Source organism: Flagellimonas aquimarina (genome assembly GCF_003149745.1).
GTDB classification, from domain to species: domain Bacteria; phylum Bacteroidota; class Bacteroidia; order Flavobacteriales; family Flavobacteriaceae; genus Flagellimonas; species Flagellimonas aquimarina.
This window is the reverse complement of record NZ_QGEG01000002.1, coordinates 462,769-483,147: the sequence shown is the minus strand read 5'-3', so window position 1 is coordinate 483,147 and position 20,379 is coordinate 462,769. Positions and strand designations below refer to the sequence as shown.

Below are 20,379 nucleotides of genomic sequence, written 5' to 3'. Positions count from 1 at the left end.
GATGCAGTTCTAATATATAGTCTCTAGAACAACCCATTAAGACAGAGCTTTATATTTCTTTAAATGAACTATTGCTTCTTTAGGAGAATTAAATCTATTGGTTAGATTATACAAATTCAAATAATAAAACTACAGTACACTTGTAAATATACTCAAAAAACGATTATAATAACTTACCTGTAAAGTGTAAAATGCCCTACATATTGTTGCTTATCTCTGTCATTTGCATTGACAACATACCAGTAGTCTCCAGTGGGTAGTTCATTACCTTCGTAAGTACCGTCCCATCCCTTAACTTGGTCCAGTATAGCTACTACCCGACCATAACGATCGTAAATTTTCACTTCCAGATTTGGGAAGAAACTGCTATTGCCAAGTCTCCAATAATCATTAAGATTATCTCCATCAGGGGTGAAAAAATTTGGAATCTCTGGCATTCCATCAAAATCAAATGGCATTACCAAATTAGCCACACAGCCGTTTTGATCTCTCACCATTATATTGATGTTGGCATCCTGATTAATTGTAAAGACATTTAACTCCCCAAATGATTCTCCTTGGAAGAAATACTCATATCCTCCAAATCCACCACTGGCTATTGCCTTAATTTCGTTGGGACCTATTTTTTCTGCCTCCAGGATCAATGGTTCATATGCGTCTATTTCAAATTCCACAAAAGTCACACATCCATTTTGATGGTAAATGTAAACTGTATGATCACCCGGTGGCAGGTCTCCGAACACCCTCTGATCGCTTGCCAATTGAATATCATCTACATCCAGTGAAAACATGAGATTTGGCAATAGCGAACTATCTGTAATTGAAACAGTAGCCGTACTATTTGGGAAAATACCGTCACAACCATATTCAACTATTGGTTCTGCCATAAGTTCTATGCCTAATCCAATATCAGCAGTGATATTTGTTTGACAGCCATTTGCATCCCTAATAAAGATTACATAGGTTTCTCCTCCTTGAAGACCATCAAAAAACATTGTGTCATTCTGGACAAAATCCGCATCATCAGCAGAATTTACACTAGTGTAATAAGGTGCTGTACCTCCAGTAACGTCTAAAGTCAATGTTCCGTCCATGTCACCTAAACATATTTCTGGGGTGGTGGCAGCTATACCTGCCAACAGTTCCATAGGTTGTGTTATTTCTACTGTTCTTGTTATGGTACAACCTAGATCGTCTTGAATAATTACATCATAGGTTCTTGGAGACAAATCATTAAATGTTTTCCTATTCGGGTTAACAGGATCATCTCCTTCAAAAAATTCGCTTAGTGTATCTGATATTGAATATCTAATTGCTCCAGTACCCCCGCTGGCTTCTATTATAATCTGTCCGTTACTGTCGCCATGACATACAACCGGAACGGCTTCTAAGTAATCCAAGACCAAGGGTGGTTTTGGTTCTATAACGATTGGTGTAGATATTGCTTCACAACCACCACTTTGTGCATATACATAATATGTGCCTGGGTTTAGATTTCTGAAGATACCTGAACTCTGCGCCGGTCTTACTGTATTTGCGACCGTTGGATTTGGCGGAGTGTTAGAATTTAAAAGAGTGTACACATAGCTCCCTATTCCTCCAAATGCTTCTGAACGTATAATTCCTGTAGCCTCACCAGCACAATTAATTGTTGCATTTGTTAGATCTAAAGCAATGACCAATGGTGCTGCAGGATCTAAGGAAATTTGATTGGAACTCTCAAAAGGACATCCATTGGAGTTTTGAACTTCATATTGGAATGGTCCTGGGTCAATTGTAATATCCACAGTAATTTCTATACTGGTCATACCAGCTCCAAAGGGTGTAAATGGGTCGGCTGTGCCAGATCTACGGTAAAAATAATCTACCCCAACTTCTGGATTAGTCACGCTAAGCCCCATTCTTCCCAAATCACCACAACCAGGTGGCTGAAGCTCGACCAGTTCAGCAATTACAATTTCAGGATCTTGAATGGTTATGGGAATTGTTGTAAAGCTACAGTTCCATCCATCAAAAATGGTAATAGTATATTGTCCTGCAGATAAATTAGCAAATGTTGGAGTTGTTTGAAGACCACTATTGGTACCGTCTGTGATTCTGTTTAACTGATACAGATAGTTACCAGCTCCTTGGCCTCCTAAAATATTATATGCTTCAATAATACCATCATTATCATTATTACATGCTAAGGGACTCACCACTTGAATATCCGCAGATATTGGTGTAGGTAATGGAAGGTTTATTGAAGTGGATTCTTCACAACCTCTAAAATCCCTAATATTTACCGTATAATTTCCTGTGGACAAATCCTGAAATATTGGGTTTGTATTTGGGTAATCAACCAAAATAGTGGTGCCATCAGGGGCAATCAACTGATATTCATAAGTTCCCCAACCACCATCTCCTGTGGCCGTGATCTCACCAAGTCCTGGAACATTACAGGTAACCTCTGAGGTTTGAATTGCAGTAACCGTAAGTGCTCTATCTGGAGATCTTACTGTGACAACATTACTTGCTACATCGCAGAAAGGAGTATCCAAAGCTTCCACATAAACAATTAGATTGCCAGCTGGCAGACCAGTTATGATTTCTGGGCTATTGATTGGTGCATTGGTATCAAAACTTCCGGTTACGCCGGTAGTAGTTTCAACTCCTAGGTTATCTCTTGAGAAAACTTCGTAATTGTACGTACCACTATAATTATTGATTTCTAAACTGATTTCTCCATCATTACCATTAAAACAAGTAACCGGTCTTACCTCAGCTATTACGGCCTCTATGTTATTGTACTCTGGCATGTTAACCGTGGCTGTTAGGTAAGAACAACCTCCGTTCCCAACATCAGTAACCGCAAAAATATAATCACCAGGTGTGGAAATTGGCCAAACTACACGGTCCGTACCTGAAGAACTTCTTGCCGGTTCTGAACCTAAAGGCAAAATCTCAACTTCGTAATTTCCAGCACCTTCATTTACAATGATAGTAATGGAACCAGGACTTACCCCTGCACCAGAAGCATCACACGTAATTTGACTTACATTATAACTAAATGTAATGTCTGTAGGGGTATTTATATTTACCGTCGTCATTTCTTCACAACCATTCTGATCTCTAGCGGTAAGAGTAATACTTTGATTGACACCATTGTCTATTACTTCAAAAGTATTGCTTGTTTGAAAGTTGGTTCCATCAAATTGTGGTGTACCATCGTTCATGCTATATGTGTATGGACCTGTTCCTGTGGCGGCCCCTGATCCATCACCATTGGTATCCGTAAAAATAGTAATGATTGCAGTACTGAATTGATTACTAGATGGGTTACAACTAAACTCGGTATTGATGGCATTTACTTGTAATAATGTTGGTTCATCTACAAGTATGTTTCCAGAACGATCTGTGCAACCCCTATCTGAAACCACCTCTACCTGATACGTATCCGGTGCTAAATTATCGAATACTGGAGATGGTTGAGGCCCAGCAATTATTGTTGCACTGGCACCATCATATAAAATATAGTTAAGCGGGGTATCTGTATCACTACCTGGCTGTAATTCAACTATAATTGTTCCATTATCAGCTCCGTTACAAGTGATATCAATGCTTGGTGTAGCTGTAATAACTGGTGTGTTTACTGTAGAAACATTAACAATAGCTTCATCTGAACATAATGGCAATGTGTTAGAACTTAAATCTGTAACCAAAATGTTATAATCACCTGGCAATACACTGCTAAACGTGTTTGAACTCTGGGCAGGTCCTATGTTAGCCAATGTTCCAGCATCCCTAAGCTGAAATTCAAAATTGCCGCTACCACCAGTTGTATTCACCGTTATTTCACCATCACCCGCATTACAAGTTGGGAATGAAGTTGCATCTGCACTAATGGCAAAGAAATCAAACACATCTGCCGTGATAGTATCTGTACATCCGTTACCATCCCGTATCGTTATCACATAGCTTCCTGGATTTGGTACTACAAAATTGACACTGCTCTGAAACCCACTTCCAATATCATAAATAAACGTTTCCTCTGGTAAACCTGAACCGGTTGATAGAGGAGCGGTTACATCTATTTGGTATCCGCTTGTGGCGGTACATTGATTGATAACATCGATTGCTGGGGTTGGAATTCCAGCTTCTTGCGTTACCGTTTCTGTTACCAAAGCTGTACACCCGTTGGCATCTTGAACATAAAAATCATAATCTGTAGGATAAGGTCCTGGTATTTCAAATGTAGTATCCGCACTGAATACTGTTGGTGCTGGATCGCCATTTGGAACATAAGCATACCCAAAAGGTGCAGTTCCACCAAAACCTCTCACCGTAACAAATGCCCCGGCATTACAGGTGGCCTCCACATTGTTATCAACAACGATTGAAGGTGAACTAAAACCAATAAACACCAAGGTGCTTGAGGTACAACCGGTATTGTCATCTGTTACAATAATTTGGTAGTTGCCCGGCGCCAATCCTGTAAACGTATCGTTAAACGGAATAGGTTCATTTGTTCGTGGAGTAGGCCCTGAAATAATGGCGCCTGTATCAGTATTTTCGAGTGTTACGGTGAAATCTCCTGGATTGGAAGAAATGCCGGAAACTTCATAATCTATTCCTCCACTACCAGCTACGTTACAAGAAGCTGTGGTAGCGGTAGCCGTCACCGTTACTGGGTTTGGAGCTGTGATGGGGTCAATTTCTTCTATATAAGTACAACCATTGGCGTCTCTTACCTCAACAAAATAGGTGACCCCGAAGGTTACTTGACCGGTGAAATCATAAGTGTCTCCACCAGAAGTAGCTGGATTAAAGATTGGGTCTCCAACCAACCTAAATTCGTAAGGTGCCGTACCTCCTACTGCTTGCACTCTGTATGTAAAGGCAGCACCTGAACATATAGCAGGTGGCGCATCCAGCGGAATTAAATCCAAGGTGTTTTGGTCAATTATAACGTCATCCCTATCCTCACACCCTTGGGCATCTGTGGTTACAATGGTGTAATTCCCCACTGGAAGGTTTGGAAAGTTAACTGTTGTACTTCCAGTTCCCATTGAAGAAGCAACAAGGTTACCTGCAACATCTAACAACACATAATCAAAAGGAGCAACACCATTATTTATTGTAGTAGAAATTGAACCAAGTACATTTGGAGCCCCACATACCGCAGGTGAGGGAGTTGCTGTTGCATCCAATGGAGCACTTGCCGCAATAGTTACACTGTAAGCTGGACTTACACAACCCCTACTGTCTCTAACAATAAATCCTCCATGGGTTCCTGGACCATAACCAGAAAAAATATTTTGAGAACTAAACGTCGCCCCATTGTCATTACTATATTCGTATGGGGGAATGCCTTGCGAGGTATCGGCAATGACCTCCACTATTCCACTTGTAGCGTCGCCACATTGCGTGTCAGTTCCAACAACTGAACCTGCTATGGTTTCAGGAGGTGTAATGGTTACAATGTTAGATTCGGTAGTACATCCTTGGCTGTCTGTAATCAAGAACTGATAAGTAGTATCAGTAGTAATTGAGCCATCATTAGGAATGCTATAGATAAAGGAATTTCCTGTAATGTTATTGTTGTCCGATGAATAACCACCTCCGTTTATCTGTACTTCGTAAATGTCATAGTTACCCCCAGAAGTATATCCATTGCTAATATTTACTTGAATTTGTGCAGGGGGACCAGCACAATCCAATTCTTGAATTGTTGTTGCAAGCGCTGTTACTTGGGGTTCAATAGTTGCTGTGACCGTATCTCTACAATCGTTTGCATCCACTACTTCTATGCTATAGTTTCCTGGTGTAAGACCGGAAAAACTATTGCTTGCACCCAATGCACCTCCATTAATTCTATATTGATATGGGGCAGTACCTGCCGTAGCGTTTACCACTAAAGTTGCGGCAGTAAAATTGTCATAACAAAAATCTGAGGCCCCTACGTCCAATGTCAATGTTGGAGCTTGCAGGATAGTAAGTGTAAAGCTATCAGTTACGGTACAACCGTTTGCATCGGTAACACTTACCTGGTACAACCCATCTTGAGAAAGGTTGGAAAAGACACTTCCATTTTTAGGTCCCCTTGTAGAACTATCTGGTTGGGTCAACGTATATCTGTTACCACCCCATCCACCAACAGTATTAACTCTGACGGCACCAATGTTCCCGTTTTGACAACTCATGTCGGTCACATCCAAACTAGAAATGGCGAAGGCTGTTGAAGGTTCTTCAATTACAAGTGTGGAAGTATCGGTACAATTAGTGTCTTCATCTGTAACCGTAATTAAATAACTTCCTGCAGCTAGTCCTACCAATGGTATAATTCCACTATTTTGACCGGTAAACAATGTTCCGCCGTCTATATCGTAGCTATAAGTAGTATTAAATCCATCAACTAAGAAACGACCCTCCCCATCAGTATCGCCAACACAGGTAACAACTCTGGTTTGTTGTGCCTGAACTCCTATTGAACTAATATCGGTTATAGCGTAATTCTCATCATAAGAACATCCTTCGTTATCTGTTACTCTAAACGTATATGTTCCAAGTCCCAATCCTGTAAATGTGCTGTTTGTTCCATTGTTTACTGCACTGGCGGCTGGAGCAATGATTTCATGATTGTAAGGTCCTGTTCCACCTGTAATAACTAATCCAACAGAGGCTGTAGTAGTAATACAATCCAAACTAGAGATGGTAAATGCAATATCTGTAGGTTTGTCAAGGGTATTAAAAACAATATCTGGTAAAGGCTGAACGCAACCATTGGCATCTCTAATTAATGGAGTATAGGTTCCTACCCCTAAACTGGCAAAAACTGGACTGGCGCCAAATCCTGCCCCGACACTATATTCATATGGGCCAGTTCCTCCAGAAACTCCGGAAATAGTTATTTGTCCTCCATTTTCATTTGCACAGGTTGGAACCGTATCTGGTGTTGCCGTAGCAGTAATATTGGAAGGGGTGCCGATTGTCCCAACAATTGGAGTTGTAGTACAGCTGAAAGAATCCTGTTCATACCTTAGAACAATGTCATATGTACCAGGTGCCAAATTGGAGAACACATTACTGGTTTGATAGCTAGCCCCATTATCGTTGCTATATTCTATCTCATATCCAAAACCGTTGGTTACATTTACTGTAATTCTACCATTATTTGATCCTCCACAATTGGCATCTTCTTCAGTGATATTGAAAATTGGAGGAGGAATATCCGGAACGTTTACCGAAGCACTTCTTTGACAACCATTGGCATCTTCTACCAAAATTGCATACGTGGCAGCCGTGGTGACTGTAAAAGAGGTGGTACCAGTATATGTTGGTCCAAAAGGACCTCCATCAACACTAAAACGATAAGGTGCGGTACCTCCAGAAGTGGTTAAATCCACATCAACAGAAGCAGCGCCACAACCAAAACTAGCAGAGGCCGTTGCGGAAACATCCAAAGGACTTATTCCATTTCCTATTTCAATAGTCGCTCCACCGGTATCCGTAGTAACCGTTTCAGAACAATCATTTGTATCTACCCTAATACTATATACACCAGGGCTTACATTTGCAAAAGTGTAAGCATCCAATCCGTTTGGACCAAAGGTATCGACTGTCACTCCATTTTTTATCAAACGGTAAGTGTAAAAACCTGGAACTCCAGAAACTTGAACATCTATGCTACCTAACTCACTACTACATAATATATCATTGGCGGTAACATCTACCGTTATATCCAAGTTTTGAATGTTAACTGTGTTAGATGGGAATAAACATGCACTTGCGGATACATTTTTTAAACGTACCCAAACTATATAGTTTCCAGGAGTTGTAATATCAAAGAAAGGGTCGTCTTGGTAAGGACCTCCAGAATTGTTTAAACTGTACTCATAACCCGCTGGTACATTGGTAACCTCTACCCTACCAGGGTTTCCACATATAATGTCTTCCTTGATCAATTGTGGGTCAAGCGGATTTAGTGTCGATTTAAAGTAAAAGAACTGACCAGAATCCACACGTACCCTAAACTCCCCAGCAGAATCAAGGCTATAGGTAGCCCCGGTACCAACAGTATTCCATGTACATGCTCCGTTAATCGTTGGACAATCATCAACCACGGTAGGTGCACATGTATTTGGGTCTAATTTCTGCCATTCATAGCTACCACCAGATTGGCTAAGGGTAAGGGTTCTAATATCACTGGTACCGCACAAGAAAAATTTTGCCAAGGTACTACCGTCATTAGGGCAAACAACTTCTTCATTGGCGCCTTGGATGATGGTCATGAACATACTTGCGGAACTAAAAACCTGAGTTTTGTCCGAAGAAATATCAGCTTTTGAAATTTCCGAAGTTTTTTCAGAGGTGGGTTCAACAACAGCAGATACTATATTGGTAAGTATCTTGTTGACCTCTGTTTTTGCTAGTACCGTGGAACAACATATTGATATGAACACCAACAACACGGCATATAGCAAATGCCTTGTTTTTTGAGGGAGCATAGGTTAAGTCTTGTTATAGCAGAATAGTTCGGATTTGGGACCTTATATTCTATGATTGTAATTATCTAAACTTATATTTTTCTTTTATCTTTCGACTATAATAAGCCGTAGTTCGTCTATAAAATCTATTATTTCAACGACAAATTATGAAAAAAAGTGCGATACTTCCTTATTTTTTCGTTGTAATGCTTACTTCATCTTGTGCCCAAAATTCTGATAAGGGCATAAATCTTCCCAAACAGGCTGATTTTACTGCTGAACTCGTAGTTTCGGGTATTCAAAACCCTTGGGGCATGGTATTTCTTCCAAATGGTAGGATTCTAATTACCGAAAAGTCTGGAAAACTACTTCAATATAGCAATGGAAGGACTACTGAAGTAGCCAATGTTCCTCAAGTGTATTTGCGAGGGCAAGGAGGGTTTTTAGATATTGAATTGCATCCCAACCATGATGAAAATGGATGGCTCTACCTATCCTATGTTTCTTCAAATGGTAATGGCAAGGGAGGAAATACGGCTATAATGCGGGCCAAACTGTCAAAAAACTCACTTACGGAAAAGGAATTGCTTTATAAAGCTGCCCCCAATACAACTAAAGGACAACATTTTGGTTCTCGGCTAGAGTTTGATAACGATGGATTCTTATACTTTTCCGTTGGTGATAGAGGAAATAGAGATGTTAATCCTCAAGATATTACTAAAGATGGTGGCAAAATATATAGGATCAATGATGATGGTAGCATTCCAAAAGACAATCCCTTTCTAACATCAACAGGAGCCAAAACGGCCGTTTATAGTTATGGCCACCGCAATCCACAGGGGTTGGCCAAACATCCAGAAACCGGAGCGTTATGGGAGCATGAACATGGCCCTAGAGGAGGAGATGAAATCAATATTGTTCAAAAAGGAAAAAACTACGGATGGCCCTTAATTACCTATGGAATCAACTATAGTGGCACTAAAATTACGGATGAAACCGCAAGGTCAGGCATGGAACAACCTATTTACCAATGGACACCTTCCATTGCTCCTAGCGGGATGACTTTCGTAACTTCTGATAAATATCCAAATTGGAAAGGCAATCTGCTTGTAGGCTCTTTAGCTTTTCAGTATTTGGAGCGAATGATCATTGAAAACAACAAAATAACCTACCGCGAAAAACTACTGGACGGTATGGGTAGAGTTAGAAATGTTCGACAAGCTCCAGATGGTTTTATTTATGTCGGTATCGAAGGAAAAGGAATTTTTAGATTGGTACCTAAGTAAAGTTCAAACCACCAATGAATTACTTCATTTCTTCTATAGCACGTTTTACAGAGCCATATTTTTTCAATGCTTTTTCCGCATCGCTGTAGTCCAATCCAAGTTCTTCCACTAAATACCGTGTACCGCGATCTACCAACTTTGTATTGCTTAACTGCATATTGACCATCTTGTTTCCTTTTACCCTGCCGATCTTTATCATCAAGGCGGTAGAAATCATGTTCAAGACAAGCTTTTGGCTTGTTCCACTTTTCATGCGAGTACTTCCTGTAACAAATTCTGGACCCACTTCAATCTCCATGGGGATATCAGATTCAACAGCTAAAGGTGAGCCTGGATTGTTAGTAATACCAGCTGTCAATAATCCATGCTCCTTGGCTTCTCTAATTCCGCCTAAAACGTATGGTGTTGTTCCGGATGCCGCAATACCTATTACAACGTCTTTCTTATTGACATCAAATTTCTTCAAGTCTTTCCATGCTTGTTCTGTGCTGTCTTCTGCAAACTCAACGGCTTTTCTTATGGCGGCATCCCCACCAGCTATTAGGCCAATGACTCTATTATAAGGCATACCATAAGTTGGAGGTATTTCGGAAGCATCTAAAATTCCTAAACGCCCACTAGTTCCGGCGCCAATGTAAAACAGTCTACCACCATCCAGAAAACGTTCCGCTGCCAAATCCACAAGTTTTGTTATTTGTGGTATTACCAGTGCAACAGAATCTGCTATTTTCTTATCTTCTTTATTGATACTCTCTAAAATGGTACTGGTATCCATTTGCTCCAAATTGTCATAATTTGAAGGATTTTCTGTAATTTTCTTATAATTCATTTCCATTACAAAAGATGAATCTCTTGGTTTCTAAAGAGGTTTAAAAGGTTATTGTTGGGATCCAATTCCGTTATCATCGTATTAATGGCATTGATATCACAAGTTTTATATCTGTGTTGGGAATTTAATTTTTCGGATATCGACAAAAGTACAGTTTTTTTGGAAGCCTTAATTATTGCCTTTTTAACTTGCACAATATCCCAATCAAATTCGGTTAGTCCAAACAATGAATCTACATAACCAGTTCCTATAAAACTATAGTCCACTCTAATCTCCGTTAATTGACGAATTGTACTTGGGCCAATCGCTATTTGCGAATCTGGCGAAATCTCACCGCCTATAAAAATAACTTTAACATTCGGCTTTGCAAGTAATTCCATCGCAACAGGAAGGCTCATGGTAAAACAGGTCAATTTAATTGACTCGGGAATTTGTCTGGTCAATTCAAGACAAGTTGTGCCCCCATCAATAAACACAACTCCCCCTTCCTTGAGCATCATCACGGCCTTTTCCGCAATTTTCTTCTTTTCTTCAAGAGCATAGATGTTGGTATTTCTTACTGTTGAGTTGGTAAAACCTAAAGAAACGGCACCTCCATGCACTTTTCGTAGCTTGTTTTCGCTATCAAGTTCTTTTACGTCCCTTCTTATAGTGTCTATTGAAACATCAAGCATTTCGGCAATATCAGTCAAAAGCACCTTGTTATGGAGTGCTACTTCATTTAAAATAACATGTTGTCGTTCTTCTTTCAACATAAATGATACATTAATACATGTAACTGGGGCAAATATATGAAAATATTAGTCATGCCATTTTATTCCGTTTTTATGTACAAAATGTTACTAAAAGGTTAATAATTGCATATAAAAGCATTAATTACAGCAATAAACAGCAAAAATGATATTTTTTTACTACATTTGTCATTCAGAAGTTAAAACTGTTCACCTATGTCGCAAGTAGCAAAAGTTAAAACATTGGATTACCCAAATGACCATGAGTCCAAAAAATTTGAAAAAATAGAAACGCAAATACATGGAAACTCTCAGGATGCATCCTTTTGGGTTGCCAATGAGATTGCCCAACTGATCAGGCAGCGTCAAAAACAAGGTAAAAATGTGGTTTTAGGTCTTGCTACAGGTTCTACACCTACCAAAGTCTATGATTACTTAGCAAAATTCCACAAAGAAGAAGGTTTAAGTTTTAAAAATGTAATCACTTTCAATTTGGATGAATACTATCCAATGAAGTCAGATTCAATTCACAGCTATGTTCGCTTTATGAACGAACATCTTTTTGATCATATCGACATTAAAAAGAAAAACATACATATCCCTGATGGAACTTTGGACAAGGAAGACGTACGTGATTTTTGTAATGCCTACGAAGAAAAAATAGTGCAAGCGGGTGGTATAGATATTCAAATATTGGGTATTGGACGAACGGGTCATATTGGCTTTAACGAACCAGGATCATCCTTAAAGAGTAAAACACGTTTGGTGCGCCTAGACAGAGTAACAAGATTAGATGCCGCCAGTGATTTCTTTGGACTGGAAAACGTTCCAACAAAAGCAATTACCATGGGTGTAGGAACCATAATGGACGCCAAAAGAATAATTTTAATGGCATGGGGCGAGGGAAAAGCAAGCATTATAGAGCAATCTGTTGAAGGAAGGATTAGAGAGAGTATTCCCGCAACGTTTCTGCAACACCATGAGAACTGCGAATTTATTTTAGATTCCGCAGCAGCTTCTTCATTAACACGAATAAATACCCCTTGGCTTGTAAGCGAATGCGATTGGAATGATAAATTAATAAAAAAAGCAACCTTATGGCTTTCTGAAAAATTGGACAAAGCGATTTTGAAGCTTACCAATGAGCACTACAACGAATATGGGATGGGTAGTTTGGTGGCAGAAATAGGTTCTGCCGAGCATATAAACCTTAAGGTCTTCAATGAGCTCCAAAGAACTATTACCGGTTGGCCTGGAGGAAAACCAAATACAGATGACAGCCAACGTCCAGAAAGAAAGGATCCATACCCTAAACGTTCATTAATCTTTAGTCCTCATCCAGATGATGATGTAATATCCATGGGAGGAACACTATTGCGTTTAGTAGATCAGGGACACGAGGTTCATATAGCCTATCAGACTTCAGGAAACATAGCGGTTTTTGATGACGAGGTGATTCGGTTTTTGGATTTTGCCACCGATGTACAAGACGACAACAAGGAACTGGAGAAAAAATTACTGGATGCCAGACAGTTCTTAAGCTCAAAAACTCCAGGTCAAGTAGACAGCCCAGAAATTCAAAAAATCAAAGGTTTTATTAGAAAAGGTGAAGCTCTGGCAGCTTGCAGATATTGTGGAGTGGACGAAAAAAATGCTCATTTTCAAAATCTGCCGTTTTATGAAACCGGTACTGTAAAGAAAAAGCCACATTCAGAACAAGACGTTCAATTGACCTATGACCTGCTGAATGAGATAAAACCACATCAGATATTTGCAGCAGGAGATCTTTCTGACCCCCATGGAACACACAGGGTATGTCTTCAGATAATATATGAAGCAGTTGACCGATTAGTTAAGGAGAAGGCTGACTGGATTGATGACTGCTATCTTTGGTTGTACCGCGGTGCATGGCAAGAATGGGATATTGCAGATATGGAAATGGCTGTGCCCGTTGGCCCAAAAGATATGGAACGAAAGAAAAATGCCATTTTTAAGCACCAATCTCAAAAAGATGCTGCAATGTTCCCAGGTAATGATCAACGTGAATTTTGGCAACGAGCCGAGCAACGAAATACGGAAACAGCAATAAAATATAATCAGCTGGGTATGGCAGAATATGAAGCTATGGAAGGTTTTGTTCGCTATAAATTTAAATAAACATTAAAAGAAGGGAGGCTATCAACGACCACCCTTCTTTTACAACAATGCTAAATTCTTTCTATAAGGTTTTAATAGAGGGTCATTTTTATCCAATTCTGTAATTAGCAAATCAATAGACCCAACATCACAGATTTTATAGCGTTGAACCGAATTGATTTTCTCAAATATTGATGGGACTATTACCTTTTTTGATGCATTTATCATCGCCTTTTTGACTTGAACAATTTCCCAATCGAATTCTGTAACCCCATCAGATGGATGAATACTATTAACACCCAAAAAACAGATATCAGCTTTCAATTCAGATAAAACCCCAATTGGGCCACCGCCAATAGTAATTTGTGAATCCTTATTGATCTTTCCACCAATAAATATGATTTCGATATTTGGTTTTGGTAACAATTGAACGGCGATGGGCAAACTAGGGGTAAAACAGGTTATTTTAAGATATGGTGGAATCAGTCTGGCTATTTCAAGGTTTGTTGTACCTCCACTGAGCAGAACAACCTGACCATCCTTTAACAAAGAAACCGCCTTTTCGGCTATTCTTGACTTTTTCTCCAATGAATAAATCTCACGATTGGCATAATTGTAATGATTAAACCCCAATGAGATTGCACCTCCATGAACGCGTTTTAGCTTATTGGCATCATGTAGTTCTTTGATGTCTCTTCGCACAGTATCTGGTGAGACTTTTACCAACTCGGCGATGTCTGTCAGCAAAACTTTGTTATGTATTCTCACCTCATTCAGTATAACCTGATGACGTTCTTCCTTCAGCATGGTTTGTTATTTAAGCAAATGTAAAAGTTTAAAAATTATGGAAAAATAATGCAAAAAATGGCTTGTCCAAATATATTCAACAAAAAATATTGCAAAACATTGCAAGATTTTCGATTATTTGCATATTTTTGATATGAACTCTACAATAATTAAGTATAACGAGAACTTGAATTAGTAACTAACTCCAACACTAAATGGAAAAAATTAACTTTATGATTGGAAAAAATTTGCGCCAATTACTGTTTTTGGTGTGCATGGTCCTAAGTACCAGTGCATTTTCCCAAAATTCAGGCTCCTTCTCTGGAGCAGTAACAGATAGTAGGAGCGGAACGCCTATTCCCGGTGTTTCCGTCTTCATTGAAAACACTTCTTACGGAGCTGTAACCGATTTCGATGGTAACTACAGCTTTCAAGTTAACCTGCAACAGGCAGACTACGTACTTGTTGCGAGTTACTTGGGGTATTCAACAGAAAAAATAAGTTTGAGCTATTCCGGTGGTGACATAACCAACAATTTTACTCTTTCTGAAGACCTTTTAAATCTCGATGAAGTAGTGGTAACCGGTAATCCCGCGGGTGTAAACAAACGTACTTTAGGTAATGCCATTTCCTCGGTAAAAGCAGAAGACTTGGTCAATAATGGAGCCATTGCCGTGGATCAGGCAATCTCTGGTAAAATCTCAGGAGCTCTGGTACAACAGAATTCTGGTGACCCTGCAGGTGGTATAAGTATTCGCCTTAGAGGTCCAAGTACAGTTTTAGGAAACTCAGACCCACTCTATATAGTGGATGGAATTATAATCAGTAATTCCAGTAATAGCAACAACTTGGTTGACTTGGGCGGGAATTCCCAAAATAGATTGGTGGATTTGAACCCAAATGATATAGAACGCATAGAAATCATAAAAGGTGCGGCTGCCGCAGCAATATATGGTTCAAGGGCAAGTAATGGTGTGGTTCAAATCTTTACCAAAAGAGGAAAGTCTGGAGACCCCAAATTTACTTTTTCCACCAACGTAAGAATCAATGAACTCAGAAACGAAATAGATTACAATACGGTACCGTTGGCCTGGGTAGATCCTTTTGATCGTGATAACCTTGAGACCGTAGCGGTTGATCGATTCAATCTACAAGATGAGTTTTTCGAAACAGGTTTTGGTATTGAGAATTTCCTATCCGTAAATGGTGGTAATGAAAAAACATCATATTACATTTCTGGGTCCTTTCTGGACAATGAAGGAATTATTAAAAACACGGATTTTCAACGAATCGGATTCAAAACAAACATTACCCAAAAGGCTTTCGATTGGTTAGATATAAACGCCGGTCTTAATTTTACCAGAAGTGTTAGTAGTGATATTCCAAATGGCGGTATTAATGCAGCTTACGGAGCCATAACGGGTTTTGTTTTTAGTGATAATTCCATAAACCCAGCCCCAGATGATTCTGGAGTTTACCCAGTAACCTCACTTTTGGTACCACGCACAAATCCCGCTGAAGCGGTAAACCGTTTCGATTTTGGTCAAAAAGTGAATAGGATAATTACAAGTGTTGGTTTAAATGCAAGGATTACTGAAAAACTGCGGGCTAGTTATCTTCTAGGACTTGATTTTTATAATCAATCGGCCACAGCTTTCATACCAATTAACAATACCTCTCCTAACGGTAATGGTTTTTCCAGAAGGGCAGATATTAATAATTTTCAATACAACAGTGATTTAACGCTTACATATCAAACCCCAATCAATGAGGACATTGAGTCCACAACCACTTTAGGGGGTTCATGGCAGTACGAGGAGTTTGAAAGAATTGGTATTGAAGCTGATGGATTGGCACCAATAGTGGAAATTGCTTCTGACGGCAGTATTTTAGCCCAAGGAGAAACACGTTCACAAATATCGTATTGGGGCTCTTTTTTACAGCAATCATTTGGTTATAAAGACAAACTATACCTTAATGGAGCCATCAGATTAGATGGGGCATCAACATTTGGTGAAGATGAAAGAAACCAATTGTATGCCAAGGCCAGTTTGTCATATGTAATATCTGAAGAGGATTTTTGGGAAGACACTTTTGGAGATGCTTTTAATACGTTCAAGTTAAGAGGCTCATGGGGGCAGGCAGGCAACCTTACCGCTCTTTCAGCTTTCCAAAGATTCACAACTTTAAACCCTTCTTCAATAAATGGTTCTCCTGGTCTAATTCCTGGAACGCAACAAGGCGACTTGGACATAGCACCAGAAAGACAAGAAGAAATTGAATTTGGTTTTGATGCAGGATTCCTTAACAATAGGCTCGGTATTGAGTTTACATATTATAAACAAGATGTAACCGATCTCTTATTGCCAAGAGAATTGGCACCTTCAACCGGGTTTGGTTCTAGAATTGAAAATGTTGGGGATTTAGAAAACAAGGGTATAGAAATCTTACTAAAAGGTGCTCCTATTAAATCTAATGATTTTTCATGGGACATCACGGCGACTTTCTCGCAAAATGACAATACCGTGACCCGAGTAGCAGGCGGAGGGCAGTTTTCACTTGCCGGCAGTTTTGCGACCAATTTTGTTATAGAAGGTGAGCCTTTGGGTGTATTTTTTAGACAATTCTATGCTCGGGAAGCAGACGGAAGCATTTCTCTGGATGCGGATGGATATCCTTTTAGAGGCACCACTCCAGATGGTCAAAGCTCTAAAGTAATAGGGGATCCTAATCCAGATTGGTTTGGATCATTGATCAATGAATTCGCTTATAAAAACTTTAAACTAAGAATTCAATTGGATGCCGTTCAAGGTTTTGATGTGTTCAACTGGAACAGAAGACTTTTGGATAATGTGATTTTTGGAGGTGGCTACAACGTTGGACAAGAACTTTTAGGAAACAGACCTAAAGGCTTTGGTGGAGCACAAGCCGGTATCTTTGAAGAGTTTGTGGAAGATGGTTCCTTTGTAAAACTAAGAGAACTTGCCATCAGCTATGGTTTTAAACCTCCTTTTGATGGAATAGACAACGTTGAAGTGAGTTTAGTTGGAAGAAATCTAATCTCATGGGACGATTATTCTGGATGGGATCCGGAAATAAACACCGCGGGACAGAGCAACGGAGTAAGAGGGTTTGACTTTGCCGGAGTTCCTATTCCAAGAACATATCAACTAGGAATCAATGTTAGTTTCTAATCAAAAAAAAAGCTAAGATGAAAAACAATATAAAATATTTTATTATTTGCATTTCACTTTCCATAGGACTTGCTTCCTGCGAAACTGATTTCGATAACCCAAATGCAGCAACAGAGGAACAGACTTTTTCTTCTCGTGAAGGTATTTTGGCCTCAGCTGTTGGCCTTCAACAATTATATTCCACAACAGGTGTAAGATGGATTGTGGAGACACCAGCAATCACTACCAGAGAAGGCGGTATTACGACCACATTCCAAAATATGATAGAATTGGAAGATGGAGGGTCTGCCCTACCCAATTTTAATTCTAATGTTCAAGGACTATGGTCCACTATGCTTCGTGTAATAAAAATCGCAGAGGATATTGAGGCCAATACAGCCAACATAGAATTGGACGCAGGTACACAAAGTGGCTTAATTGCTCATGCAAAACTTTTTAAGGCTATGGCCATAGGAAGTCTTGCTCAAAATTACGAGCAGGTCATTATTGAGACAAGCAACAATAACGACGCTACATTTGTATCAAGAAACAATGCCTTTTTAGCGGCAATAACCCTTTTAAATGAGGCTAGTAGCCAATTAGCGGGAAATGCAGCTTCAGATGAGTTTACCAATGCCATTACTTTGGGCAATATTGATTTGGAAAATACCATTTTGGCAATGACAGCTCGGTACAACCTTTTTGCCGGCAACTATGATACGGCGCTTGCAGCGGCTAATAGTGTTGACTTAACATCCACCTCTGTTTTTGCATATGATTCCCAAAACCTAAACCCTATCTGGGCCAGGGTATTTCAAAACGATGCGCCAAACTTTAAACCAAGAGATAATTTTGGTTTACCCGCAGCCTTCACTTTTGATGCCGCAGATGGAAGACTTGCATTTTATTTGGTAACCTTGGATGAAACAAATCAAAATGGATTGCCCATTGAAGATTTGGCCGGCTTTTTTAATGTAAACACAGGTTCACTTCCAGTATATATTCCAGATGAAATGAACCTTATCATTGCAGAGGCTAATCTAAGGCAAGGAACTCCAAATTTAGGGGCGGCGACAACGGCTTTAAATGAGGTGCTTACAGATAATGATGATCAATTGGGAATAAATGCCAATGTAGCTGCATATTCAGGTGACAATACCGTTGATGCCTTGCTTACAGAGATATATAGAAATAGAAGGTCAGAGCTTTTCCTGACAGGAATGAGCCTTGAGGACAGCCGAAGATTTGGAAGACCTGAGCCTAGTGGAACGGCAATGGACTATGATGAGGAACGAAACAGGAATTTTTATCCCTATCCGGATTTGGAGCGCAACAGTAACCCAAATACTCCTGCAGATCCATCAATATAAAACAGTTTTAGTTTGAGTTGTTAGTTTTTATTTAATCAAGCGAAAAGGCCTACATTTAGTCCACAAGTAGGCCTTTTTTATTTAAGTTTTATGTCAAGAATTATTTACATAATTCCACTTTTGCTTTGTCTTTCTTGCTCCGTTTCAAGAATGACCAAAATTCAACCACAAAAAGAGTTTAGAGGAGTTTGGATTGCAACAGTTGTAAATATTGACTGGCCTAAAAATTCAAATGACAATTCAGAAAAACAGAAAAAGGATTTTATAGAAATTCTGGATTTCTATCGGAAACTTAACTTCAATGCGGCCATTGTACAAATACGAACAGCTGGAGATGCATTTTATGAAACAGAACAAGCTCCTTGGTCCAAATACCTGACCGGAAAAGAAGGAGAGGCACCAGATGACTTCAACAAACCATTGGAGTGGATGATAAAAGAAACGCATAAACGGGGAATGGAATTCCATGCATGGCTCAACCCCTACCGTGCCACTTTTGATTTGGATACGCTCGCACTGTCGGAACAACACGATTTTCATCAACATCCAAATTGGATGATCAAGTATGGCAAAAAATATTATTACAATCCCGGATTGCCAGCAGTGCAGGAAAAACTGACCAACGTAATTAGTGAAGTAGTCAAGCGCTATCAGGTTGATGCAATTCACTTTGATGACTATTTTTATCCTTACAAAATCAAAGACGAGGTATTCAATGACAGTACCGCTTTTCAAACCTATGGTTTGCAGGATCAAAATGTAGATGATTGGAGACGAAGCAATGTAGATTCCTTGGTGAAGAAAGTTCACGAAACTATAAAAGAAACCAAACCCTGGGTTCAATTTGGTATTAGTCCTTTTGGAGTATGGAAAAATAAGAACACAGATCCAAATGGTTCAGATACCAAAGCAGGGCAAACCACCTATGAAGACCTCTATGCGGATCCGCTTCTTTGGATAGAAAAAGGCTGGTTGGACTATTTGGTCCCCCAAGTATATTGGAGCATGGATTATCCTCCTGCTTCCCATAAGGTTATTACCAAATGGTGGGCAAATACTGCCAAAAACACCAATTTATATATTGGCAACGGAACGTACAAAATCAAAAATAACAAAGACAAGGCCTGGAACAAGAAAAAAGAAATACCTAAACAGCTTTCTCTGGCCAGATCACAAAAAGAAATAACCGGCAATGTTTTTTTTAGTGCTAAATCACTTTTGGGGAAAAATGAAAATGTCACTAAAGCCTTAAAACGAAAGTTCTATGGGTTTCCAGCCCAGAACCCAAGTGGAAATACAAAAACAAAAAGGGAAGTATCGGCACCAAAAGTTGAGTCGACACAAATATTGAACAACAAACTGAACACTTGTATTTCCCATTCAGACAGCATTCCAAGGTTTTTGAATTTTTATGCATTAAATAAGAAAGTGCCAAACCAAAAACTGCTCATTAGAAAGGATTATCTTTCCGTTAGTCAAAATTCTATCTGTAACCAGATACGGTTGACAAAAAAACAGTCAAAAAATGGTATTGGAATTACTATTATTGATGCCTACGGAAATGAAAGTAAATTACAGATGCTAACACTAGAATCAAATTAGA

At 39.4% G+C, this 20,379-nt stretch carries 9 protein-coding genes; 5 read left to right on the top strand and 4 right to left on the bottom strand.

Annotation, left to right across the window (positions count from 1 at the left end):
• Positions 1 to 173: 173 nt before the first annotated feature.
• Positions 174 to 8,486: a T9SS type B sorting domain-containing protein gene (locus DKG77_RS08960; RefSeq protein ID WP_109662302.1), complete on the bottom strand. Its 8,313-nt coding sequence runs from the start codon at positions 8,484 to 8,486 to the stop codon at positions 174 to 176.
• Between the two features lie 146 nt (positions 8,487 to 8,632).
• Here DKG77_RS08960 and DKG77_RS08955 point away from each other — a divergent pair, with 146 nt between their 5' ends.
• Positions 8,633 to 9,751 (top strand): PQQ-dependent sugar dehydrogenase, encoded by a 1,119-nt coding sequence (locus DKG77_RS08955; RefSeq protein WP_109662300.1) that lies wholly within the window; start codon positions 8,633 to 8,635, stop codon positions 9,749 to 9,751.
• Between the two features lie 19 nt (positions 9,752 to 9,770).
• Here DKG77_RS08955 and DKG77_RS08950 read toward each other — a convergent pair whose 3' ends face one another.
• Positions 9,771 to 10,580, bottom strand: coding sequence for an N-acetylmuramic acid 6-phosphate etherase (locus tag DKG77_RS08950; RefSeq protein WP_109663697.1), 810 nt, complete (start codon positions 10,578 to 10,580; stop codon positions 9,771 to 9,773).
• 5 nt (positions 10,581 to 10,585) lie between these two features.
• Positions 10,586 to 11,335 (bottom strand): DeoR/GlpR family DNA-binding transcription regulator, encoded by a 750-nt coding sequence (locus tag DKG77_RS08945; protein ID WP_109662298.1) that lies wholly within the window; start codon positions 11,333 to 11,335, stop codon positions 10,586 to 10,588.
• 192 nt (positions 11,336 to 11,527) lie between these two features.
• On the opposite strand from DKG77_RS08945, the gene nagB reads away from it, so the two are divergent.
• The gene (nagB, locus tag DKG77_RS08940; protein WP_109662296.1) at positions 11,528 to 13,468 is read left to right on the top strand and encodes a glucosamine-6-phosphate deaminase; all 1,941 of its coding nucleotides are present in this window, start codon (positions 11,528 to 11,530) and stop codon (positions 13,466 to 13,468) included.
• A gap of 39 nt (positions 13,469 to 13,507) precedes the next feature.
• Here the strand turns inward: nagB and DKG77_RS08935 are convergent, their stop codons facing one another.
• Positions 13,508 to 14,254 carry a DeoR/GlpR family DNA-binding transcription regulator gene (locus tag DKG77_RS08935; RefSeq protein WP_109662295.1) on the bottom strand — a complete coding sequence of 249 codons (747 nt, stop codon included), beginning with the start codon at positions 14,252 to 14,254 and terminating at the stop codon, positions 13,508 to 13,510.
• A 212-nt stretch (positions 14,255 to 14,466) separates the two neighbouring features.
• Here DKG77_RS08935 and DKG77_RS08930 point away from each other — a divergent pair, with 212 nt between their 5' ends.
• From DKG77_RS08930 to DKG77_RS08920, 3 genes are all read left to right on the top strand, one after another.
• Positions 14,467 to 17,427, top strand: coding sequence for a SusC/RagA family TonB-linked outer membrane protein (locus DKG77_RS08930; RefSeq protein WP_243414894.1), 2,961 nt, complete (start codon positions 14,467 to 14,469; stop codon positions 17,425 to 17,427).
• Positions 17,428 to 17,444: 17 nt separating this feature from the next.
• Positions 17,445 to 18,776 carry a RagB/SusD family nutrient uptake outer membrane protein gene (locus DKG77_RS08925; RefSeq protein WP_109662291.1) on the top strand — a complete coding sequence of 444 codons (1,332 nt, stop codon included), beginning with the start codon at positions 17,445 to 17,447 and terminating at the stop codon, positions 18,774 to 18,776.
• 90 nt (positions 18,777 to 18,866) lie between these two features.
• Positions 18,867 to 20,378: a glycoside hydrolase family 10-like protein gene (locus tag DKG77_RS08920; protein WP_109662290.1), complete on the top strand. Its 1,512-nt coding sequence runs from the start codon at positions 18,867 to 18,869 to the stop codon at positions 20,376 to 20,378.
• The last annotated feature ends 1 nt before the right edge of the window (position 20,379 follow it).